The sequence below is a fragment of the Zestomonas carbonaria genome (assembly GCF_904061905.1).
Lineage (GTDB): Bacteria > Pseudomonadota > Gammaproteobacteria > Pseudomonadales > Pseudomonadaceae > Aquipseudomonas > Aquipseudomonas carbonaria.
Genome location: NZ_CAJFCI010000039.1, coordinates 86,214 through 107,603 on the forward strand (window position 1 = coordinate 86,214; position 21,390 = coordinate 107,603).

General features: G+C 68.6%; 15 protein-coding genes. 6 read left to right on the forward strand and 9 right to left on the reverse strand.

All coding sequences use genetic code 11. The annotated features are described in order from the left end of the window. Window positions 1-86: 86 nt before the first annotated feature. Complete coding sequence (locus PSEWESI4_RS09740; RefSeq protein WP_187671006.1) at window positions 87-4,991, reverse strand: alpha-2-macroglobulin family protein; 4,905 nt, start codon at window positions 4,989-4,991, stop codon at window positions 87-89. Between the two features lie 292 nt (window positions 4,992-5,283). Between PSEWESI4_RS09740 and PSEWESI4_RS09745 the strand changes: the two genes are divergently transcribed. Further along, window positions 5,284-6,624, forward strand: a complete 1,341-nt coding sequence (locus PSEWESI4_RS09745; protein WP_187671007.1) for an MATE family efflux transporter — start codon at window positions 5,284-5,286, stop codon at window positions 6,622-6,624. A 36-nt stretch (window positions 6,625-6,660) separates the two neighbouring features. Continuing rightward, window positions 6,661-7,122, forward strand: a complete 462-nt coding sequence (locus PSEWESI4_RS09750) for a DUF2214 family protein (protein ID WP_187671008.1) — start codon at window positions 6,661-6,663, stop codon at window positions 7,120-7,122. Between the two features lie 316 nt (window positions 7,123-7,438). Here the strand turns inward: PSEWESI4_RS09750 and PSEWESI4_RS09755 are convergent, their stop codons facing one another. From PSEWESI4_RS09755 to PSEWESI4_RS09765, 3 genes are read right to left on the reverse strand one after another with little or no spacing between them, the layout of a single operon-like run. After that, a complete protein-coding gene (locus PSEWESI4_RS09755; RefSeq protein ID WP_187671009.1) occupies window positions 7,439-7,870 on the reverse strand; it encodes a carboxymuconolactone decarboxylase family protein in 432 nt (143 codons plus the stop codon). Then, entirely contained in the window at window positions 7,867-8,499 is a 633-nt protein-coding gene (locus tag PSEWESI4_RS09760) for an FMN-dependent NADH-azoreductase (protein ID WP_187671010.1), read from the reverse strand. Before PSEWESI4_RS09760 ends, PSEWESI4_RS09755 begins: the two co-directional genes overlap by 4 nt. Window positions 8,500-8,513: 14 nt before the next feature. After that, window positions 8,514-8,951 (reverse strand): GNAT family N-acetyltransferase, encoded by a 438-nt coding sequence (locus PSEWESI4_RS09765; protein WP_187671011.1) that lies wholly within the window; start codon window positions 8,949-8,951, stop codon window positions 8,514-8,516. 93 nt (window positions 8,952-9,044) lie between these two features. Between PSEWESI4_RS09765 and pdxR the strand changes: the two genes are divergently transcribed. Then, window positions 9,045-10,460 carry a MocR-like pyridoxine biosynthesis transcription factor PdxR gene (gene pdxR, locus PSEWESI4_RS09770; protein ID WP_187671012.1) on the forward strand — a complete coding sequence of 472 codons (1,416 nt, stop codon included), beginning with the start codon at window positions 9,045-9,047 and terminating at the stop codon, window positions 10,458-10,460. A gap of 436 nt (window positions 10,461-10,896) precedes the next feature. On the opposite strand, the gene speA is transcribed toward pdxR, so the two are convergent. The 4 genes from speA to PSEWESI4_RS09790 form a co-directional block, all read right to left on the reverse strand. Further along, the gene (speA, locus tag PSEWESI4_RS09775; protein WP_187671013.1) at window positions 10,897-12,810 is read right to left on the reverse strand and encodes an arginine decarboxylase; all 1,914 of its coding nucleotides are present in this window, start codon (window positions 12,808-12,810) and stop codon (window positions 10,897-10,899) included. 117 nt (window positions 12,811-12,927) lie between these two features. Continuing rightward, complete coding sequence (locus PSEWESI4_RS09780; RefSeq protein WP_187671014.1) at window positions 12,928-13,299, reverse strand: translation initiation factor Sui1; 372 nt, start codon at window positions 13,297-13,299, stop codon at window positions 12,928-12,930. 340 nt (window positions 13,300-13,639) lie between these two features. Then, window positions 13,640-14,176, reverse strand: coding sequence for an NUDIX hydrolase (locus PSEWESI4_RS09785; protein WP_187671015.1), 537 nt, complete (start codon window positions 14,174-14,176; stop codon window positions 13,640-13,642). Window positions 14,177-14,179: 3 nt separating this feature from the next. Beyond that, window positions 14,180-15,247 carry a DUF2333 family protein gene (locus PSEWESI4_RS09790; RefSeq protein WP_187671016.1) on the reverse strand — a complete coding sequence of 356 codons (1,068 nt, stop codon included), beginning with the start codon at window positions 15,245-15,247 and terminating at the stop codon, window positions 14,180-14,182. Window positions 15,248-15,486: 239 nt separating this feature from the next. Here PSEWESI4_RS09790 and PSEWESI4_RS09795 point away from each other — a divergent pair, with 239 nt between their 5' ends. Then, window positions 15,487-17,103 (forward strand): response regulator, encoded by a 1,617-nt coding sequence (locus PSEWESI4_RS09795; RefSeq protein ID WP_187671017.1) that lies wholly within the window; start codon window positions 15,487-15,489, stop codon window positions 17,101-17,103. Between the two features lie 212 nt (window positions 17,104-17,315). Then, window positions 17,316-19,280 (forward strand): methyl-accepting chemotaxis protein, encoded by a 1,965-nt coding sequence (locus PSEWESI4_RS25560; protein ID WP_187671018.1) that lies wholly within the window; start codon window positions 17,316-17,318, stop codon window positions 19,278-19,280. A 57-nt stretch (window positions 19,281-19,337) separates the two neighbouring features. Here PSEWESI4_RS25560 and PSEWESI4_RS09805 read toward each other — a convergent pair whose 3' ends face one another. After that, window positions 19,338-20,342 (reverse strand): extracellular solute-binding protein, encoded by a 1,005-nt coding sequence (locus tag PSEWESI4_RS09805; RefSeq protein ID WP_187671019.1) that lies wholly within the window; start codon window positions 20,340-20,342, stop codon window positions 19,338-19,340. A 110-nt stretch (window positions 20,343-20,452) separates the two neighbouring features. Between PSEWESI4_RS09805 and PSEWESI4_RS09810 the strand changes: the two genes are divergently transcribed. Next, window positions 20,453-21,349, forward strand: coding sequence for a LysR family transcriptional regulator (locus tag PSEWESI4_RS09810; protein ID WP_187671020.1), 897 nt, complete (start codon window positions 20,453-20,455; stop codon window positions 21,347-21,349). Window positions 21,350-21,390: the final 41 nt, after the last annotated feature.

A 21,390-nucleotide genomic window follows, 5' to 3' on the forward strand; every position in this document is an offset into this window, starting at 1 on the left:
GACAACGTTCATTGAAACTCCGAGCTGTCGTCCTCGTCACCCCTCTCCCGTTTACGGGAGAGGGGCCGGGGGAGAGGGTATTCCAGCTATCGCTCCCTAACCACCAACTCCCCCACACTCTCCCCAACCGCCTGCCAATTAGGCCGATACATCGACTCCACCTGCGGCGGCGGCACACGATAACTGCCGGGGGTGACGGCGCGGGCCAGGTAGAGCAGGTGGGTGGTGGCATAGCCGCTCAGGTCCAGGGCGGCGACGTAGCGGTCGTCGCGGTATTCCTGGTGCTTGATCGAGGCGTTCTGCATCGAGCGCAGCCACTCCTTCACCGCGCCGCTGGCGTCCTCCAGGCTGGCGGCGCTGCCGGCAAGGTTCTGGTTTTCCAGTTCCAGGCCGGCCGGCAGCAGGTCGACCACCAGGGCGTCCGGCACGCGTTCGCGGGCTTCCAGGGCGATATGCACCAGCACCAGTTCGCCGCTGGCGAGGTCGTCGAGCTGCAGCGGTTCGCCGTCCAGGCCCAGGTATTCGCGGCGGATGGCCAGGTTCTCGCCGCCGGCCCTGGGCGGTTCGACCGGGTAGCCGGAGATGTCCAGGCGCTGGTACAGCGTCTCCTCGCCGGGGTTGCGCAAGGTCAACGGCTCGGCCAGGGACTCGCCGGCCAGCTTGACGCCCGGCGCGGCGTTGCTGAGTTCGCGCGACTCGCCAGCCACGCCGAGCTCCGCGCGCCAGTCGCGTTCGGGCCTGGTCAGCAGATCGCGGCCGGCGAGGAACAGCGCATTGCGTTCCTGGGTGGACAGGTAGGGGCGTCCGGCCAATTCGTCGGCGAGGCTGAACAGGCGTTCCTCGCGGTGGGTCGCGGCGAGGTCGTGTTCCTCCAGCAGGGCGAGGATCAGCGCCTGGTCGCGCAGCGGGCTGCCGTAGTCGCCCAGCCAGCGCTCGCCCTCGCGGGTACGGGCCAGGCCGGCGGCCAGGACGTCGTCGGCGCGCGGTTGGTCGCCCATCTTGCGCAGGGCGACGGAAAGCTGCACCAGCGGCAGGCCGGATCTGGCATCGGCGCGGCGCTCGTAGAGGCTGCGCAGGGCGCCGAGCGGCGCCTGCTCGCTGCGCGCCAGGACGTAGCCGGCGTAGGCCTGCACGGCGAAGCGGCTGTGGTTGGCGTCGTCGCTGTAGCCGACTTCGATCAGGTTGCGCTCCTGCAGGTAGCGCAGCAGCCGCTCGCTGGCCTTCTTCAGCGCCTCGGCCGGCACGCCGAAGCCCTGTTCGCGGGCGCGCAGCAGGAAGTCGGTGACGTAGGCGGTCAGCCAGTATTCCTCGTCGCCGTCGGCGCTCCACAGGGCGAAGCTGCCGTTGTGGCGCTGCATGCCGAGCAGGCGTTCGATGCCGACCTCGATCTTGCGCCGGCGCTTGTCGTCCGCCTCGCCTTCGATGCCCAGGCGCTTGAGGCTGGCGGCGTCGGCGTAGAGGCTCGGATACAGGCCGCTGGTGGTCTGCTCCAGACAGCCGTAGGGATAGGCCTGGAGCGCACGAATCTGCTCGGCAAGGTTCAGCGGCGGGCGGCTGGAAACGCTCAGCAGCGCCTCGCGGCCGGCCGGCTCGAAGGCTGCCAGGGTGCCGCTGGGCAGGCTCCAGGGCTCGCCCTTGAGCACCGCGCGGAAACTCCTGACCTGCGCCGGATAGGCGGGGCGCACGCCGATCCGCCAGTCGCGCGAATAGGCCGGCAGGTTCTCGCCGGGCAGCTCCAGGCCATTGACGCTGACCGTCACCCGGCCGGTCCCGTGGCCGCCCTCGGCGCGCACCGGGATCTTCAGGGTAGTGCGCTGGCCAGGTTCGAGGCTGATCGGCACCTGGCGCTCGCCGCTGCCTTCGGCGAGCGCCAGTTGGCCTTCCGCGCGCAGAGTGACGTCGAGTTGCTGCGCCTGCTCCGTGAGGTTGCTGAGGTCCAGCGCCAGGCTGGTGCGGTCGCCACCGGCCAGGAAGCGCGGCGCCGACAGCTCGGCGATCAGCGGCGCGGCGACCACGGTCTTGGCCTCGGCCACGCCGAAACGGTCGTCCGTCCAGACCTGGGCCATCAGCCGCAGTTCGCCGTTGAAGTCGGGGATGTCCAGGCTGACCTCGCCCTCCCCCTGCGCATCCAGCGTCAGCGGCTGGCTTTGCAGGGCGACGATGGTGACGCTGGTGTCCGGGCGCTTGCCGCCGGCCGCCAGCGCCGCGTCGCCGCCGAACGCCAGGCTGGCCAACCGGCCCTGCCCGGCCTCGATCAACTGGCCGTAGACGTCGAGTTGGTCGGCGCCATAGGCCTTGCGGCCGAACAGGCTGGCGAACGGATCGGGCGTCTTGTACTCGGTGATGTTGAGGATGCCGACGTCCACCGCCGCTACCAGCACCCGCGCCTCGCGGGCCGGCGCACCGCTGGCGTCGCGGGCCTGCACGCGGATCTTGAGCGGCTGCCTGGGACGCATCTTCTCCGGCGCCAGCAGGCTCAGTGCCAGCTTGCGCTCGGCGCGTTCGAGCGGCAGGTGCAGCAGGCCGACCGCGCGCTTGGGCGTGACGTTGGCCTTGCGCTCGCCAGGACGGACCACCAGGGCGCTGACGTACAGGTCGTGGCGCGCCCAGTCCTTGGCGATGGGGATGTCGAAGCTCTTGCCCTCGGCCGGCACCTCGATTTCCTGCCACCACAGAGGCCCTCCGCTGGACTCCACCAGCAGGTAGCCGTTGCCGGCGGTCGGCGGGGTTACGGTGACCCTGGCGGTCTCGCCGTCCCTGTAGGCCGGCTTGTCCAGCGCCAGCTTGACCTGGTCGGGACGCACCGCGCCGCCCTCGGCGTTGTCCTGCCAGCGGTAGCCGGCCCAGAAGCGCAGGCTGCTGACCAGCCTGGTCCGCGGGTCTTCGACCTCGACGCGGTACGGGCCCCACTCGACCGGGAAGCTCACCTTGGCGGTGCCGCCCTCGGCGACCTTGACCGTCTCTTCGCTGAGCTGCAGGTACTTCTCGTTGTAGTGGTAGCTCCAGCCGTCGCTTTCCGAATAGTTCCAGTAGTAGTCGCGGCGCTCGCGCACCAGGCGCACCTTGAGATCGTCGGCGGCCAGCTTGCGGCCTGTGGAATCGGCAACCAGCAGTTCGAACTCGGCGAGGCCGTCGGCGTCCACCGAGTCGCCGTCGAACAGCCCGCGCACGCCGGGCAGGCGTTCGGCCGGCCATACCGGCTGGACGATGCGCCGGGTGATCGGCCGGCCGCCGGACTCCTGCAGGCTGGCCTGGAGGATCAGCTTGAGCGGCGACCTGGCCTCGGCCCATTTGCTCTCGATGTCGAGGGTGGCCTTGCCGTCGGCGTCCAGGCTGGTTTCGTCGATGTCGAGGTTCTGGCTCAGCTCTTCTTCGACCACCGAGCCGAACTGGTAGCCGGGCAGGCTGGCCACCGCGTCGCGCAGCGGGCGCACGTAGAGCTGGCCGGAGAGGCGGTTGCCGGCGGCCGGCGCGCCGTACAGATAGCGGCCTTCCACCCGGAACTGCGGGTTGTCGGCGGGCCGCAACGGCGTGTCGCTGCCCTTCAGTTCCAGGGCCAGGCGTTCGGGCAGGAAGTCCTCGACGAGAAATTCGTAGAGCTGCGGCTTGCCGTCGCCGAGGTCGAAGAGCAGTTGCCACTTGCCGGTCGGCGCCTCGCCGGCCAGTTCCAGGCGGTATTGGTAGAGGCCGCTGTCGTCGGCGCTCCAGACGAACTTGCGGCTGACCTGTTCGTCCGGGCGGCGCACTTCGACGTTGACCGGCTGGGCTTTCACCGGCTTGCCGTCGGCATCGCGCAGCAGGCCATTGAGCAGCACGGTCTCGCCGGGACGATAGAGGTCGCGCGGGCCGAACACGAAGAACTGCAACGGATGTGCCCGAGGCCCGGCGATGTCGAATTCGGCCAGGTCCAGCGCGGCGGTGTTCAGGCGCAGCAGGCTGGTCTGCCCGTCCTTGCGGGCCAGCAGCACCTCGGCCTTGTCCGGCAGCGCCAGTTCGGCGTGGCCGGCCTTGTCGGTCTTGCCGGAGCCGAGGCTGCGGCCGTTGCTGTCGAGCAGTTCCAGCTCGATGTCGGCCAGCGCCTTGCCACCTTCCAGGGCCTGGGCGAACACGTCGAGGCGGTCGCGGTAGCGGTGCACGGACAGGCCGATGTCGCTCAGGGTGAACAGCGTCGCCGGCTGCGTGTAGGCGTAGCTGCCGGCCTCGCGCATCACCGCCAGGTAGACGCCCGGCTGCTTCAGCGGGTCGATGCCGCCGATCGGCAGCAGCAGGGTCTCGCGGGTGTTGCGTGCCGGGTTCAGGTCGAAGCGGCCGCCGTAGACCAGCTCGGCCATCGGCAGCAGATCGCGGGCTTCCCAGGTGTCCAGGCTGCTGGCACGCCCCCAGCGGCTGAGGAAGGCCGGCAGCGCCTGCGGCTTGATGCGGAAGAACTCGACGTTGACCTTGTCGACGTTCAGGGCGATCACCGGCAGCCCTTCGGCCAGCCGGGTCGGCAGCAGCGAACCACGGCTGGCGAAGCCGACCGTGGCCTGCAAGTCGCGGGTGGTGAGACGGGCGACATGCTCCTTGGCCAGGGTCGCGCCGTTCACCGCGCGCAGCCCGGCGTCGGCGGTGAACACCAGCTTGCGGCGCGGCTCCAGGTGGCGCAGGCGCACTTCCATCAGGCTGTCGGACAGCTCCCAGGCGCCATCCACCTTGCCGTCCTTGCTGTCCACCAGGTGCAGCCGGTCGGCCAGGGACTGGTCCGGGTCGAGCGGCACCGAGAAGCTCACCGACAGCGCGCTGGCGCCGTCGACCTGGATTTCCGAGACGTCCACCACCTCCAGCTCGCGGCCGGCGTAGCGCTGCGCCAGGGCCTTGGCATCGGCCGCGGGACGCTTCTGCTGTTCGGCGGCAGGTGCCGGGGTGGCGGTTTTCGGTGCTTCGGGGGTGGAAGAATCGCAGGCGCTCAGGAAGGCGAGCGCAAGGGCCAGAAACAATCCCTTGTACGGCATGACAGGCTCCCGGAATGGGGGTTGCGGAGGCTGGCAACTATAGCCGAGGGGGCCGGGTCGCGCCGGTCGGCCGTGGGTTTGGGCTCCTACGGCTCGACGGTGGGCTGAAGCCCACCCTACCATTCCCCCTTCGCGTATGAGCCTGCCCACGATCTGCTGCGCGTCGGCAGAACGGCGTTGAGAACGACTTCGGACTGCTCATTTACAGTCGTAAACTCCGCTTCCTCAGCCGGTCTCGCCACCGTTCCGCTCTAGCTCGCGAGATCGTGAACAGGCTCCAAGGAACCACGCAATGCCCTCCCTGATCGACGCCTGGCGACACCGGCCGACCCACCACAAGGTGTGGGCGCTGGCGCTACCGATGATCCTTTCCAACCTGTCCGTGCCACTGGTGGCGCTGGTCGACAGCGCGGTGGTCGGCCACCTGCCGCATGCCCACCAGCTCGGCGCGGTGGCGGTCGGCGGCATGCTCTACACGCTGATCGTCGGCATCCTCGGCTTCCTGCGCATGGGCACCACCGGCTTCGCCGCGCAGGCGGCCGGGCGCGGCGACGGCGGCGCGCTGCGCCAGGTGCTGTTGCAGGGACTGCTGCTGGCGTTCGGCCTGGCCCTGCTGCTCGGCCTGCTGGCGGTGCCGTTCAGCGGGCTGGCGCTGGGGATGATGACCCCCTCCGCCGCGCTGGACGACCTGACCCGCGAATTCTTCCACATCCGCCTGTTCGGCCTGCCGGCGGCGCTGGCCAACTTCGCGCTGGTCGGCTGGTTCCTCGGCAACCAGAACGCCCGCGCGCCGCTGGCCATCCTGCTCACCACCAACCTGCTCAACGCGGCGCTGTCGGTGCTGTTCGTGCTCGGCCTGGAATGGGGCGTGGCCGGCGCGGCGCGGGCGGCGGTGCTCGCCGAATGGAGCGGCGCGCTGCTCGGCCTGGCGCTCAGCCGGGGCGCGCTGCGCCGTCATCCGGGGCGGATCGACTGGCCGGCGCTGCGCCGCTGGGCGAACTGGCGGCCGCTGCTGGCGGTGAACCGCGACATCTTCATCCGCTCCCTGGCCTTGCAGGGCGTGTTCTTCCTGCTCACCGTGCAGGGCGCCCGCCTGGGCGACGCCACGGTGGCGGCCAACGCGCTGCTGCTCAACGGCCTGCTGGTCACCGCCTACGCGCTGGACGGCCTGGCGCATGCCATGGAAGCGCTGTGCGGCCACGCCATCGGCGCCCGCGACCGCCTGGCGCTGCGCCGCGCGCTGGTGGTCACCGGTCTCTGGGCGGTGCTCGGCAGCCTGGCCTTCAGCGCGCTGTTCCTGTTCGGCGGGCGGCTGTTCATCGGCATGCAGAGCGATATCGCCGAGGTACGCGCGGTGGCCTACGTCTACCTGCCGTACCTGGCCGCGCTGCCGCCGCTGGCGGTGGTCAGCTACCTGCTCGACGGCCTGTTCATCGGCGCGACGCGCGCTCGGGAAATGCGCGATGCGATGCTGATCGCCGTAGTGCTGGCGCTGCCCATCGGCTGGTGGTTGCAGGCATTGGGCAATCACGGCCTGTGGCTGGCGTTTCTATGCTTTATGCTGATCCGGGGCTTGAGCCTGGGTGCGTTCGCCTGGCAGTTGCAGCGGCGTGACGGCTGGTTCGGCCAATAACGATAAAAGCCTGATGACCAGAAGGAGAGCCTGAGCATGGCCCAAGCCATCGTCGCGTACCTGCATTTCCTGTCGATCTTCGTACTGTTCGCCCTGCTGACCATGGAGCACGTGCTGTTCAAGAGCGCGCTGGAGGACGTGGAGCGCGCGCGCAGCCTGATCCGCATCGACATGGCCTACGGCGTCAGCGCCGTGCTGGTGCTGCTCACCGGTTTCGCGCGGGTGCTGTGGTACGCCAAGGGCGTCGACTACTACCTGAAGAACTACCTGTTCCACGCCAAGCTCAGCCTGTTCATCCTGGTCGGGCTGATCTCCATCCTGCCGACCCTCACCTTCCTCAACTGGCGCAACACGCTGAAGGCCGGGCAACTGCCGCAGGTCGCCCCCGGCCGCTCCAGGCTGGTGATCATGGCCATCCGCCTGGAACTGCTCCTGCTGGTGATCATCCCGCTGCTGGCGGTGCTGATGGCACGCGGCTACGGGATCATCGGCGGCTGAGGCGCGTGGCCCGGGGAACCATGTAGACGCGATGCCACCCATCGCGCGCATGGCGCGCTCCTACAAGTCAGCATCGTAGGAGCGGCCCATGGCCGCGAATCGCAGGCGTCCACGGAGCCGGGCTTCGCAGGGTGGAAAACCGCGAAGCGTTTTCCACGGGAAAGCCGGTGGATGTGAAAAGCGACATCCACCCTACATCTCTGGATTCCCGCGTTAGCGGCGGCCCGCGTAGGGGAATGACAGCCCGTAGGATGGGTGCAACCCATCGATCATGACCCCATCGCCCTACAAGATTCGACGAACGGGTCAGGCCGAGCTACAGGCGCATCCCCACCGCCGTGCGGTTGAGGGCGTTCATCAGGGCGATGGCCAGGGTCAGGTCGGAGATCTCCTTGTCGCTGAAGTGCGCCTTGAGCGGTTCGTAGTCGGCGTCCGCGGCGTTGCTGCGCGCCACGTCGGTCAGCGACTCGGCCCAGGCCAGCGCCGCCCGTTCGCGCGCATCGAAATGCCCGCTGACCTTCCAGCCGGCCAGGCTGTCCAGCTTGACCTGCGACACGCCGTCTTCGCGCAGCGACTTGCTGTGCTGTTCGAGGCAGAAAGCGCAGCCGTTGATCTGCGAGATACGCAGGTAGATCAGCTCGACCAGCGGCTTGCCCAGGGGGCTGTCCTCTAAGGCCTTCTTCGTCGCCAGCAGACCGTTCACGGCCTCAGTGGACAGTTCGTAATAGGGCAGACGCAAAGCACTCATGGGAGTTCTCCTAAGGGACTCAAGGATGGGAAATGGGGGCTGAAGCGCAGTTGCCGGCGCGCCTCGGCGAGGGCGGCGCCCACCTGTTCGGGGCCCTGGGTCAGGCCCTGTAGATGGACGAACTCGACCTCGTGGATGCCGATGGTGGCCAGCACGTGCCGCAGGTAGGGGCTGAGGAAATCCGGCTGGCGCGCCCGCTCCCCCCGGTAGAAGCCACCGGCGCTGACCACCACGAAGGTCGGCCGATCGGCCAGCAGGCCGACCTTGCCCTCGGGCGTGGCGGCGAAGCTGCGGTGGATGCGCAGCACATGGTCGATCCACAGCTTGAGCGTGGCCGGCACGGTGAAGTTGTGCATCGGCGCGGCGATCAGCAGGCAGTCGCTGCGCTCCAGTTCGTCGATCAGCCGTTCGGAAAGGGCGAATGCCGGGTCATCCATGGCACTCGTCGAGGTGATCGCCCGGGCGTAGGCGGCGTCCAGCGGCGGTAGCGACTCGCGTCCCAGATCGCGCTCGATCAGACGGGCCTGCGGATGGCGCTGGCGCAGGCAGTCGGCCATCTGGCGCACCAGGCGGCTGCCATGGGCCCGCTGGCCGTGCGGGCTGCATTCGAGCAGGAGGATGTGGCGCATCGCCGATGCCCTGCTCACAGCGATTGTCCGAAGTGCAGGCCGGTCGCGAGCAGCCCCTGGCGGAAGTAGAAACGCTGGGCCAGCGCATTGCCCAGCCCGGTATCCAGCACCAGGCGGGCGCAACCGAGGCGTCGCGCTTCCTCGCGCGCGGTCTCCAGCAGGCGCTCGCCGATCCCGCCGCCACGCCGGTCGGCGCGGGTCACTAGGTCATCGACGTAGAGAAAGCGGCCGTAGATCAGGTTCTCCTGCAAACGGCAGCCGGCCAGGCCGAGCACTTCGCCATCCTGCCGGCCGGCGAGTAGGCGGTAGCCCTGCCCGGCCTGGCGCGCCAACTGGCGGACGAAGGACTGCGGGTCGTCGAGGTGCGGACGCAGCTCGCGCATCAGCGGGAAGCAGGCCAGCAGCTCCTGATCGTTGTCGAGCCAGTCCAGGCGCAGTTCGGGGTCGTTCATGGTCACGCTCCTGATCGTCGGAGCTGTCACTCTAGGTTTCGCATGGCATAGTCGGTAGAGCCAAGAATCGACTTAATGACTGGGACATCGACCATGCGCGACATCCCCCTCGCCCCGGACCGAGACCAGCCCACGCCGGTCTACTTGCAGCTCTACCAGCGCTTCCGCGACGCCATCGCCGAGGGCCGTTTGCGCCCAGGCGAGCGCGTGCCGGCGGTGCGCAGCCTGGCCAGCGAGCTGAACCTGGCGCGCGGCACGGTGGAGGCGGCCTACCAGTTGCTGATCGGCGAAGGCTACCTGCTCGCCCGGGGCCCGGCCGGCACCGTGGTGTCGCCGCAACTCGAACATCCGCCCGCCGCCAGCCTCCCGCTCCCGGCGGCGGGCGAACGGCGCACTCCGGACAGCCATGCCCGGCAGGTGCCGCTGCCTTTCCAGCTCGGCCTGCCGGCGCTGGACGCCTTCCCCCGCAAGCTCTGGAGCCGCCTGGCCGCACGGCGGCTGCGCCGACTCGACCCGGCCGGCCTGGCCTATCCGGAACCCTGCGGCCATCTGCCGTTGCGTCACAGCATCGCCCGCTACCTGGGTATCTCGCGGGGTATCGCCTGCGATGCCGAACAGGTGTTCATCACCGCCGGCTATCCCGGCGCGCTGGAGCTGATCTGCCGCAGCCTGCTCCGGGAGGGGGACGCCTGCTGGTTCGAGGACCCCGGCTATTTCCGCGCCCGGCATCTGCTGGAGGGAGCCGGCGCGCGGCTGGTGCCGGTCCCGGTGGACGCCGCCGGGCTGCGCGTGGAGCATGGCCTGGCGCAGGCCCCGGATGCCCGTTTCGCGGTGGTCACGCCATCGCACCAGAGTCCGCTCGGCGTGTCGCTGGCGCTGCCTCGTCGCCTCGCCCTGCTCGACTGGGCCAACGCCCGCGACGCCTGGATCATCGAGGACGACTACGACAGCGAATACCGCTATGTCGGCCGTCCGCTGCCGGCGCTGAAAAGCCTCGATCGCGCCGGGCGGGTGCTCTACTGCGGGACCTTCAGCAAGGTGCTGTTCCCCGGCCTGCGCCTCGCCTACCTGGTGGTGCCGCCGTCCGAGGTGGAGCGCTTCGCCGCGACCGCCCGGGTGTTCGATCCCGGCTGCTCCGAGCTGTTGCAGGCGACTCTCGCCGACTTCCTCGACCAGGGCCATTTCGCCCGCCACCTGAAGAAGATGCGCAGCCTCTATGCGAAACGCCGCGGCTATCTGTCGGCGGCCCTCGAAGAGGTGTTCGGCACGCGCCTGCGGGTGGAATTGCAGGCCGGCGGCATCCACCTGCTCGTTCGCCTGGACGAAAGCGAGGACGACCGCGCCCTGGCCGAACGCGCCCGCGCCGCCGGGCTGGCGGTATCGGCGCTGTCGAACTGGGGATTGCAGGCATCCTGCGGGGCGGGGTTGCTGCTCGGCTTCACCAATGTCGCCAGCGCCGAGCAGGCATTGCACCTGGCCCGGCGGCTGCGCGAGGCGTTGGAGGAGTGATGGACCTGGGTCGATTGGATTCCCGCGTTCGCGGGAATGACAATGACGTGGCTGGAACGCCGGCGTCCACCTGTCATCACACTAACGCGGGGAACCACACCCATCGCGCGCATGGCGCGCTCCTACAGGTCGGCATCGAGGTTGTGTGCGTAGGAGCGGCGGGGACGCCCAGCTCCATGGCCGCGACCCGCAGATGTCCACGGAGCCGGGCTTCGTAGGGTGGAAAACCGCGAAGCGTTTTCCACGGGAGAGCTGGTGGATGTGAAAAGCGACATCCACCCTACGGGGATTCCCGCGTTAGCGGCAGCCCGCGTGGGGGAATGACAGTCCGTAGGATGGGTGCAACCCATCGGTCATGACTCGTAGCCCTACGTAACACCTGTAGGAGCCAGCTTGCTGGCGATGTGGGATCGCCAGCAAGCCGGCTCCTACACGATCACGAGGAGAGGTAGGAGGAGCGGGTCAGGCCGAGGCGCAGGGCGTCGAGGAACTGGGTGCGTTCGCGGGCGCTGATCTTGGCGCTGGCCACCTTGTCGCGGTAGTGGGTCATCAGCTCCTCGGGCGACAGGTGCACGTAGCGCAGCATGTCCTCGATGGTGTCGTGGGTCTCGATGCCGGCGTGGTACACGCTGCCGTCCGGGTGCTGGTAGATGTTCACCGAGTCGGTGTCGCCGAACAGGTTGTGCATGTCGCCGAGGATTTCCTGGTAGGCGCCGACCAGGAACACGCCGAGCACGTAGTCCTCGCCCTCGCGCACTTCGTGCACCGGCAGGCTGGTCTCGATGCTCTGCTCGTCGACATACTGGCGGATCTTGCCGTCCGAGTCGCAGGTCAGGTCCTGCAGCACGGCGCGGCGCATCGGCTCCTCGTCCAGGCGGGTGAGCGGCAGGATCGGCAGGATCTGGCCGATGGCCCAGGTGTCCGGCAGGCTCTGGAACACCGAGAAGTTGCAGATGTACTTGTCGGCCAGCTTGTCGTTGAGCTCGTCGAGCACCTGGCGGTGCGAGCGCTGGCGTGCCTTGAGCTGGTTGTACAGGCGGCGGCAGATGGCGAAGTAGCACTGCTCGGCCAGGGCCTTCTGCGGCAGGTCGAGCTTGCCGGCCGAGTACTGGGCGGCCACTTCGTCGATGTAGTGGGTGGCGCGCCAGTAGGTCTCGGCGACCATCTCCGGATCGCTGTCGCCGAGCAGTTCGATGAGCACCTGCAGCACTTCCGGCTGCTCGGCGGCCGGGTCGATCTGCGGCATCGCGTCGTTGTGCCGTTCCACGTCGGTGACCTGCACCAGCAGCACGGCATGGTGCGCGGTCATCGCCCGGCCGCTCTCGGAGAAGATGTGCGGATGCGGGATGCCCTGGCGGTCGCAGAACTCCTTGAGCATGTCGACCACCGCGTCGGCGTAGTCCTGCATGTCGTAGTTGATCGAGCTGGCGTTGCGCGAGTGGGTGCCGTCGTAGTCGACGCCCAGGCCGCCGCCGACGTCCACGTGGTCCACCGGCAGGCCCAGCCCGCGCAGCTCGCCGTAGTAGCGGATGGCCTCGCGGAAGCCCTTGCGGTAGTCGGCGATGTTGGCGATCTGCGAGCCCATGTGGAAGTGCAGCAGGCGGATGCCCTGGTCCAGCCCGGCCTGCTTGAAGCGCTCGACCACCGACAGCACCTGGGCGGCGGACAGGCCGAACTTGGACTTCTCGCCACCGGTGTCGGCCCACTTGGACGACGCCAGCGAGGACAGCCGCACGCGCAGGCCGATCTGCGGCGCGACCTTGAGCTCGGCCGCCTCCTCGATCACCAGGCGCACCTCGGATTCCTTCTCGATCACGATAAACACGTTGTGGCCGAGCTTCTGGCCCATCAGCGCCAGGCGGATGAACTCGCGGTCCTTGTAGCCGTTGCAGACGATGGTGCCGCCCTTCGGCGCCAGCGCCAGCACCGCCAGCAGCTCGGGCTTGGAGCCGGCTTCCAGGCCGATGGAGACGTTCTGGGTGGCGATGATGTTCTCTACCACCGCTTCCTGCTGGTTGACCTTGATCGGGTACAGCGCGGTGTAGCGGTTCTGGTATTCCAGGCGCTCGATGCTCGCGTCGAAGGAGCCGGTCAGGCGCCGCACGCGGTCCTGCAGGATGTCCGGGAAGCGCACCAGCAGCGGCAGCGAAAGGCCGCTCTGGCGCAGTTCGTCGACCTGGGCGAACAGGTCTATCGGCGCGCTCTCCGGGCCGTTCGGGCGGACTTCGACACGCCCGGCGTCATTGATGGAGAAATAACCGGCGCCCCAGTGGCGGATACCGTAGACACTGCGGCTGTCCGCGACTGTCCATTGGCTGCCGTCATCTTTGCGTGTGCGTCGTGCGGACATCAGGGTCCCCCTTGAGGAAATAGAAATGAGCGCTCCCGGCGTCCAGTTTGCCGGGGGCAGATGACGATTGCTGGAGAGTCGACCCCAGCGCTTCAGCGAAGTTTAGAGAGAGGCTGGTCAGCCGCCGGATTTCTTGGCCTTGAAGCCACGCTTGACCAGTTCGGCGAGCAGCAGGTCGACGTGGTCGCCCTGGATCTCGATCACCCCGTCCTTGAGCGCGCCGCCGGTGCCGCAACGCTTCTTCAGGGCGCTGGCCAGTTCCTTCAGCGGCTCTTCGGCGAGCGGTACGCCGCTCACGGTGGTCACCGTCTTGCCGCCACGGCCCTTGGTCTCGCGGCGCACGCGGGCGATGCCGTCGCCCTCGGGGATCGCCGCTTGCTTGCAGATACAGGCGCCCACCGGCTGGCCGCAGTCCGGGCAGTGCCGGCCGCTGTCGGTGGAATAGACGAGACCGCCCAGGGCGGAAAACGAAGAGGCTTTCTTGACCACCGGCTTGTCCTCGTGGGCTGGTCAGGATAGCGACTGGCCGGCGGGTGCCGACCGCGAAGCCCCACTCTGGCAGGGGCAGCGCAGACCGGACTGGCGTCCGGCTTGAAAAGCGGCGCAGTTTAACGGCAAAGATCGCGCTTGCTAAGTACGGATTTGCGCCATTAATCGGCGGATTGGCGACGCCGTTCGGCATCGTGCACGGCAACGCTCGGAATCCCGCACGAAAGGCACCTCGCAGGATGGGTGAAACCCATCGTTGCCGGCTGATGGGTTTCACCCATCCTACGAGCGCGGCCTTCCGTAGGGTGCGCGGCGCACCCTACGGTCAGGCGATGAGGGGTCATCCCATCGCTGCCAGGTAGCGCTCCAGCGCTGCCAGGGAGTCCGGGCAATAGGGTTTGCGGCGGGTGTCCGCCAGGGCTTCGTCGAGGCTGATGAAGCGCGCCTCCAGCACTTCCTCCGGTTGCAGCACCAGCGGCGCGTCGGAGACCGCCGAGTAGGCGGTGCACCAGAGCCGGCTTTCCGGGGCGTCATAGAGGAAGTGGGCGTGTTCGACCAGCTCCACCCCGGCGATGCCCAGCTCCTCGGCCAGCTCGCGCTCGGCGGACTCGGTGTAGCTCTCGCCCTCCAGCACCATGCCGCCGGCGGCCACGTCCCAGTAGCCGGGATACAGCGCCTTGCTCAGGGTGCGGCGGTGCACGCACAGCTCGCCAGCGGAGTTGAATAGCAGGATGTAGGTCCCCCGGCCGATCAGCCGCCGCGCGCGCAGTTCGGCACGGCTCACGCCACCGAGCGGGCGATCCTGCTCGTCGACCCAGGCGACCCGTTCGGCATCCGAGGCGGCGCGGTGGGCCGCCTCATCCACGGAGCGCGTCATCGATCAGCCCTGGCTCAGCAACTGGCGCAGATCGATCACCGCCGCATTGGCGCGGGAGATGTAGTTGGCCATCACCAGCGAGTGGTTGGCGAGGATGCCGTAGCCGCTGCCGTTCAGCACCATCGGGCTCCACAGCGGCTCCTGCGCGGCCTCCAGCTCGCGGATGATCTGCCGCACGCTGACCGTGGCGTTCTTCTTGGCCAGCACGTCGGCGAAGTCCACCTCGATGGCACGCAGCAGGTGCGACAGCGCCCAGGCCTGGCCACGCGCCTCGTAGAACACGTTGTCGATCTGCAGCCAGGGGGTTTCCACGCGACGCTCGCTGAGGTCCGGCGCCTCGCCCGCGACCACCTCGCCGCTCGGCGCCGAGTCGGTGTCCAGGCGGACCCGGCCGACACTGGCGGACAGCCGCTGGGACAGCGAGCCGAGACGGGTGGCGACGTCGCCCAGCCAGTTGTTGAGGTTGTCGGCTCGCGAATAGAACTGCGCATTCGGCTGGCCCGGGTCGGCCAGGCGGCCCAGGAAGCGGTCCAGCGACTTGAGGCCTTCCCGGTATTCCGACTCGGCGGACGGCAGCGCCCAGCTCTTGTTGTCGAAGTTGAAGCGCGGCTCGGCGCGGGCCAGATCGGAATCCTCGGTGGATTGCGACTGCGAACGGGCGAAGTCCTTGCGCAGCGCCCGCGACAGGTCGCGCACCTGCACCAGCACACCGTATTCCCAGCTCGGCATGTTGTCCAGCCACAGGCCCGGCGGGAACAGGTCGTTGGACAGGTAGCCGCCCGGCTTGTCGAGCAGCGTGCCGGCCACCTGCTTGAGGGTCTCCACCGTGGTGTAGCCGGTCACCGGCTGGCGCCCCGCCTGCTCGGCGGCCGCCTGCACATGCTGCTGCACGGAGAACAGCTCCGGCTCCTGGCTCCAGTACCAGCCGACCACCAGGGTCACCAGCAGGTACAACCCGACCAGCCCTCCCAGGGTCCGGCTCCACAACCCGGAGAAATAACTGCGCGCGCCATCCAGCGAATCCGCGGTGCGGGCACGCGCGCTACCGGCGCGCTTCTTCCAATCCAGCATGAGATTGTCCTTTACGTGAACCAATGCAGAAATTACCGACCACGGTACCCCGCCAGGGTTGCCCGCAGCCACCGCCACTATAAGTTAAGCAGTCGAAAGGACGCAGCCGCGGACGGGCAAACTTTGAGTGGGAGAAAGCGCGGCGGGAATGATCGACGGTACTAGCGTACCTGTAGCGATACAGTGATAGCATTGAGCCATCAAACTCCTGATCCCTCGCCAGAGCGAGAAGTCGAGCAATGAGCGAACACGAAGACCTCAGCCACGACCGCCTCAAGAACCACTTCGCCCAGCGGGTGATCCACCAGGCGCGGCAGGTTCTGGAGGTCTGGCAGCGCCTGCAGCAGCACGAGTGGAGCGGTGCGGACATGGCCGAGATGAGCGAGGCCAACATCCGCCTGCTGCGCTATGCCGAACGCTTCGGGCAGGCCGAGCACGCCGACCTGGCGCGCGCCATCGATCATAGCCTGAACGCCGTGCTGGCCAACAAGGGACGCCTGAGCAGCGGCCTGATCAGCGAACTCAACCTGGCGATGCAGCGCTTGTCGCGCACCGGCCTGCGGCATGGCGACCAGTTCGAGCAGACCTTCCTGCCGCCGCTGCGCAAACCGGTGTACCTGGCCCTGGAAGACGGCGAGCGCGCCGAACGCCTGGCCCAGCAGATGGAATCCTTCGGCCTGATCGCCCAGCCACTCGGCAGTGCCGATGCCTTCCACGCCGCCATGGCCGAGCGCCATCCGGCGGCCATCGTCATGGACGTCGACTTCTCCGGTCCCGGCCGTGGCCTGGCGCTGGCCGAGGCGGTGCAGCAGAAACTCGAACAGAAGCTGCCGCTGCTGTTCTACAGCCACGCCGACACCGACACCCCGACCCGCCTGGCCGCGGTGCGCACCGGCGCCCAGGAGTTCTTCACCGGCACCCTGGACGCCTCGACCCTGATCGAGCGCATCGAGATCCTCACCCGGGTCGCCCAGTACGAGCCCTACCGGGTGCTGGTGGTCGACGACTCGCGCGCCCAGGCCACCCACACCGAGCGGGTGCTGAACAGTGCCGGGATCGTCACCCGCACCCTCACCGAGCCGATCCAGGCGCTCGACGAACTGGCCGAGTTCCAGCCGGACCTGATCATCCTCGACATGTACATGCCCGAATGCAGCGGCACCGAGCTGGCCAAGGTGATCCGCCAGCACGAGCGCTACGTCAGCGTGCCGATCATCTACCTGTCCGCCGAGGACGACCTGGACAAGCAGCTCGATGCCATGAGCGAAGGCGGCGACGACTTCCTCACCAAGCCGATCAAGCCGCGCCACCTGATCGCCACCGTGCGCACCCGCGCCACCCGCGCGCGCAACCTCAAGGCGCGCATGGTGCGCGACAGCCTGACCGGCCTGTACAACCACACCTACACCCTGCAACTGCTGGAAGACGCCGCCTCGCGGGCGCGCCGCGACGGCAAGCCGCTGGCCTTCGCCATGCTCGACATCGACCACTTCAAGAAGGTCAACGACAGCTACGGCCACCCCATGGGCGACCGGGTGATCAAGAGCCTGGCGCTGTTCCTCAAGCAGCGCCTGCGCAAGACCGACTACATCGGCCGCTACGGCGGCGAGGAATTCGCCGTGGTGCTGCCGGACACCGACGCCGCCACCGCGACCCGGGTGCTCGACGACATCCGCCGCCGCTTCGCCGAAATCCACTACCCGGCGCAACCGCTGGACCTGACCTGCACCTTCAGTTGCGGCATCGCCGAGCTGGAAGATGGCCTCGACGCCGCCGCACTGTCCAAGCGCGCCGACCAGGCGCTGTACGCCGCCAAGCACGGCGGACGCAACCGGGTGGAGATCTACCAGGGCTGATCTCTCAGGCGCACCCTACGAAGATCAGCCCACCAACGACGCCGGCATGAGCCCGATGGGTTGTCACCCATCCTACGGCGCCTACGAAAACCGACCCCGCTGCTTCGTCCAGCCTCGAGCCTCCAGCGCCTTCATCGGCCCCTCCCCGTCATCTGCCTGAAACAAAAACGCAATACGCTCAAGGACCTACCGTTCCGTTGTCGGTATGTCCCATGCGCCTGAAGTCCCTCGCCAACCTCAACACCCTGCTGCTGGTGGTCGTCTGCCTGGCCCTCGGCGCCACGCTCTGGTGGTCGCAGCGCGCCCTCGAACGCCCGTACCTGCTGATGAGCCAGTACCTCGGCCTGTCCCAGCAGTTCGAGCAAGCGGTGGCGGGCAATATCCGCGACTACCTGGCCAGCGGCGACGCCCTGCGCCACCAGGCCGTCAGCCAGGCGCTGGAAGAGCTGGCCGGGCAACTGGATACGCTGCCCGAACCACTTGCCGAGCCACTGCGACCCAGCCTCGACGAGCTGCGCCAGTTCTCCGCCGGGGACCTGCTCGCCGCCGGCAAGCTGGCCGGCGATCCCCAGGGGCTGCTGATACAGGCCGAGCGCGAGCTGGCCGGTCTGCTCGATCAACTGGAACAGTACGCCGATGCCAGCGACAGCCCGGCTGCCGCCGGCTACCGCGCGCCGCTGCTGCGCGCCAGCCAGCACCTGCTGCGCCTCAGCCATGCACGCGACAAACTGGTCGCCAGCGGCCGCGACGAACTGCTCGCCGAACTCGAACGCGAACTCGCCGCCCTGCGCCAGCAGGCCGAACGCCTGGAAGCCCTGCCGCTGCTCGACGTGCGCGAAGAAGGCCGCTCCGGCGCCGACGACTTCGCCGCCCTGCTCGGCCTGGCCGGCGACGATCGACAGGCACAGGGCGAAGACCGGGGCGTCGGCCTCAAGCGCGAACTGGCCAGCCTGCTGGGACGCTACCCGGGCGAACTCGCCCGCACCCGCGAACTGATCCGCCAGCGCGGCGAACTGGCCGCCGCCACCGGCGCCAAGGTCGCCGCGCTGCAACAGGCGCTGCTCGCCGGCGAACCGCTGCTGCGCGCCGAACACGCACGCATCCAGGGCGAGGTGCGCCTGCTGCAGGGCCTGATGATCGGCCTGATCCTGCTCATCGCCCTGGCCGTCGACCGTATCCAGCGCCGCCTGGCGCAGTTGCTCGGACAACTGGCGCCGGCCCTGTCGACCTGGGCGCGCGGCGACTTCACCGCGCCCGTCACAGTGCCCACGCGCATCCGCGAACTGGGCGACATCGAGGAATCGCTCAACCGCCTGCGCCAGTACCTGGTCGAACTGGTCGCCGGCCTGCGCAGCCACGCCGAGCAGGTCGCCGGCAGCAGCCGCACCCTGGCCGAACTGAGTGGCGGCCTGCACCAGGGCGCCGAGCGCCAGGCCGGCGACACCGCGCAGATCCGCGATGCCCTCGGCGAACTGGAAGCCACCATCCAACAGGTGGCCGGCAACGCCAGCCAGGCGGCCGCCGCCAGCCGCGTCGCCGACCAGGCCCTGGAGCAGGGCCAGCGGGTGATCGGCGAAAGCCTCGGCAACCTGCACACCCTGGTCGACGAAGTACGCGACAACGCCCAGTCGATCGAAAGCCTGGCCGAGGAAACGGCGACCATCGACAAGGTGCTGACGGTGATCCGCGGCATCGCCGAACAGACCAACCTGCTGGCGCTGAACGCCGCCATCGAGGCCGCGCGCGCCGGCGAACAGGGACGCGGCTTCGCGGTGGTCGCCGAGGAAGTGCGCTCGCTGGCCCAGCGCACCAGCGGCGCCACCGGCGAGATCCAGCAACTGATCGGCCGCCTGCAACAGGCCGCGCTGCATTCGGTGGCGGCCATGCGCAGCCAGGTCGAGCACGCCGAAAGCAGCGCCCGCCAGGCTCGCGCCGCCGACGGTGCGCTCGACGAGATCGTCGCGGCGATCCACACCATCGCCAGCATGGCCGAGCTGATCGCCGCCGCCAGCACCCAGCAGAGCGGCGCGGTCAGCGACATCCGCGACCACAGCGAACGCATCCACCGCCTCGGCGACGACAACCTGCAACGCATCGGCGAGAACCGCCGCCAGGGCGAGCAACTGCTGCAACTGGGCGACCGCCTGTACACCGCGGTGCAGGCCTTCCGCGTGTAGAAGCGAATTCATTCGCGAACTGCAAACGACTCATATCGCGAGTGGATTCGCTCCCGATCACCAGCCCAGCGAGCCCCGGCTGCGCAGGCTTGCCCACAGCCGCTCGCGGCGGCGCAGCTCCAGCGGCTCCTGGGCCTGCTCGACGAAGCCTCGGCGCAGCGACTCCTCCGTCAGTGCCAATGCCGTCGCTCCGCGCGGCTCGCGTCCGGCGCCGTCCAGCCGCCATTGCTCACCGAGCACGGCCATGACCTCCGGACGCAGCAGGTAGTCGATCAGCGCATGGGCCTCGCGTGGGTGGCGGGCATCGCGGGGGATCGCCAGCACCTGGAAGTCGATCAGCGAGCCTTCGCGCGGCAGCGCATAGCCCAGCCGCCCGCCAGCGCGACGCAACGCCTCGCCCGCCTGATCGCTCGGCAACAGGGCCAGGCACAATTCACCGCTAGCCAGCGCCCCGCCGATATCCGCCGCCTTCGGCCGCCGCAGGTGCTGCTGCACCTCGCGCAGCAGCAGGCGCGCTTCCTCCAGGGCGGTGAACTCGCTGGTGTGCGGGGCATGGCCGAGGTAGTGCAAGGTGACCTGCAACACCTCCTGCGGCGTGCCGCCGAGGGCAGCGCCGCAATCGGCCAGGCGCGCCAGTTGGCCGGGATGGAACAGCAGGTCGAGGCTGTCCGCCGGCTGGCGCGGCAGCCGTTCGGCCAGCGCCGCACGGTCATGGACCAGGCCCAGGGTGCTCCAGGCATAGGGCACGCCATACTGGTTGCCGAGATCGACATCCGCCAGCTTGCCGAGCAACGCCGGGTCGAGATGGCCGTAGTGCGGCAGGTCGAAACGCCGCACCGGCTGCAAGCGCCCCTGCCCGATACCGTCGGCCAGCTCGGCGGCGCTGAGCAACGCCAGATCCGCCTCCGTCTCGCTGTATGCGACGCGGATACCGCTTTCCGCCTCGAACCCCGCCAGCAACGCCGCCGGCAAGCGCTGCGCGCCGCCCGGCAGCCATACCCGCCTTTCCTCCGCCTGCGCCGCCATGCCCAGCGCCAGCAGCATCACCAGAAACGAACGCATCGCCTTGCCTCCCTATGGATTGGAGGAGGCATCCTCCGACGACGCGCAGTCGCAAAAAATACCCGGTGTTCTAACTTGGCATAGGCGTTTCCATATGTGTGGAGCGGGCCATGCTCACCCAACTGCGCGACCTCGACCTGCAACTGCTGCGCCTGTTCGTCACCGTTGCCGAGTCGGGAGGGTTCAGCGCGGCGCAGGGCGAACTGGGCATCAGCCAGCCGACCATCAGCATGCAGATGGCCAAGCTCGAGACGCGGCTCGGCTTCCGCCTGTGCGAGCGCGGCAAGAGCGGCTTCCGCCTGACGCCCAAGGGCGAGCAGGTGCTGGAGGAGACCCAGCGCCTGTTCGAGGCCATCCGGGTATTTCGCGAACGCGCCCAAGGGGTGGCCGACAAGCTGCTCGGCGAACTGCGCATCGGCCTCAGCGAATCCCTCGACGCCGACGTGCGCCTCCGCCTGGCCGACAGCATCCGGCGCTTCCGCCAGCGCAACCAGGAAGTCGACATAGAACTGCTCACCGCTATGCCCGCCGATCTCGAACGGCAACTGGTGCAGGACCAGTTGCACCTGGCGATCGGCTACTTCTCCGGGCAGCAGTCGGCGCTCGACTACCGCTTCCTGTTCGACGAGGAACAGGCCCTGTACTGCGGTGCCGGCCACCCGCTGTTCGACTGCCGGGAGCCGACCCACGGCGATCTGCGCGATCTCGACCAGGTCCACCACCCCTACTACTTCAACGGCAACAGCGAGCCGTTCCGCTCGACGCGCAGCAGCGCCTTCGCCGAACAGGTGGAGGACACCCTGACCTTCGTGCTTTCCGGCCTCCACATCGGCTACCTGCCGCGACATATCGCCGCGGAATGGGAGTCCCGGGGGCTGCTTCGCCCGCTGCTGGCCGCCGAACTGGGCTTCACCGTGGAGTTCCAGTTGGCCAGCCATCGCGGCCGCCAGCCCAGTGAGGCCCAGTTGGCATTCACCGAAGACCTGCTGGCGGCGTTCGGCGCCTGACTCGCCACTTTCCGTTATCATGCCGGCACCTGTCGTCGAGA

What these genes read in the sequence shown, in the direction of transcription:
- PSEWESI4_RS25560 (WP_187671018.1), top strand. Translation starts at nt 17,316, where the DNA reads ATGCGCCTGAAGTCCCTCGCCAACCTCAACACCCTGCTGCTGGTGGTC.
- PSEWESI4_RS09805 (WP_187671019.1), bottom strand. Translation starts at nt 20,342, where the DNA reads ATGCGTTCGTTTCTGGTGATGCTGCTGGCGCTGGGCATGGCGGCGCAG.
- PSEWESI4_RS09740 (WP_187671006.1), bottom strand. Translation starts at nt 4,991, where the DNA reads ATGCCGTACAAGGGATTGTTTCTGGCCCTTGCGCTCGCCTTCCTGAGC.
- PSEWESI4_RS09795 (WP_187671017.1), top strand. Translation starts at nt 15,487, where the DNA reads ATGAGCGAACACGAAGACCTCAGCCACGACCGCCTCAAGAACCACTTC.
- PSEWESI4_RS09790 (WP_187671016.1), bottom strand. Translation starts at nt 15,247, where the DNA reads ATGCTGGATTGGAAGAAGCGCGCCGGTAGCGCGCGTGCCCGCACCGCG.
- pdxR (WP_187671012.1), top strand. Translation starts at nt 9,045, where the DNA reads ATGCGCGACATCCCCCTCGCCCCGGACCGAGACCAGCCCACGCCGGTC.
- PSEWESI4_RS09745 (WP_187671007.1), top strand. Translation starts at nt 5,284, where the DNA reads ATGCCCTCCCTGATCGACGCCTGGCGACACCGGCCGACCCACCACAAG.
- PSEWESI4_RS09810 (WP_187671020.1), top strand. Translation starts at nt 20,453, where the DNA reads ATGCTCACCCAACTGCGCGACCTCGACCTGCAACTGCTGCGCCTGTTC.
- speA (WP_187671013.1), bottom strand. Translation starts at nt 12,810, where the DNA reads ATGTCCGCACGACGCACACGCAAAGATGACGGCAGCCAATGGACAGTC.
- PSEWESI4_RS09750 (WP_187671008.1), top strand. Translation starts at nt 6,661, where the DNA reads ATGGCCCAAGCCATCGTCGCGTACCTGCATTTCCTGTCGATCTTCGTA.
- PSEWESI4_RS09755 (WP_187671009.1), bottom strand. Translation starts at nt 7,870, where the DNA reads ATGAGTGCTTTGCGTCTGCCCTATTACGAACTGTCCACTGAGGCCGTG.
- PSEWESI4_RS09785 (WP_187671015.1), bottom strand. Translation starts at nt 14,176, where the DNA reads ATGACGCGCTCCGTGGATGAGGCGGCCCACCGCGCCGCCTCGGATGCC.
- PSEWESI4_RS09765 (WP_187671011.1), bottom strand. Translation starts at nt 8,951, where the DNA reads ATGAACGACCCCGAACTGCGCCTGGACTGGCTCGACAACGATCAGGAG.
- PSEWESI4_RS09760 (WP_187671010.1), bottom strand. Translation starts at nt 8,499, where the DNA reads ATGCGCCACATCCTCCTGCTCGAATGCAGCCCGCACGGCCAGCGGGCC.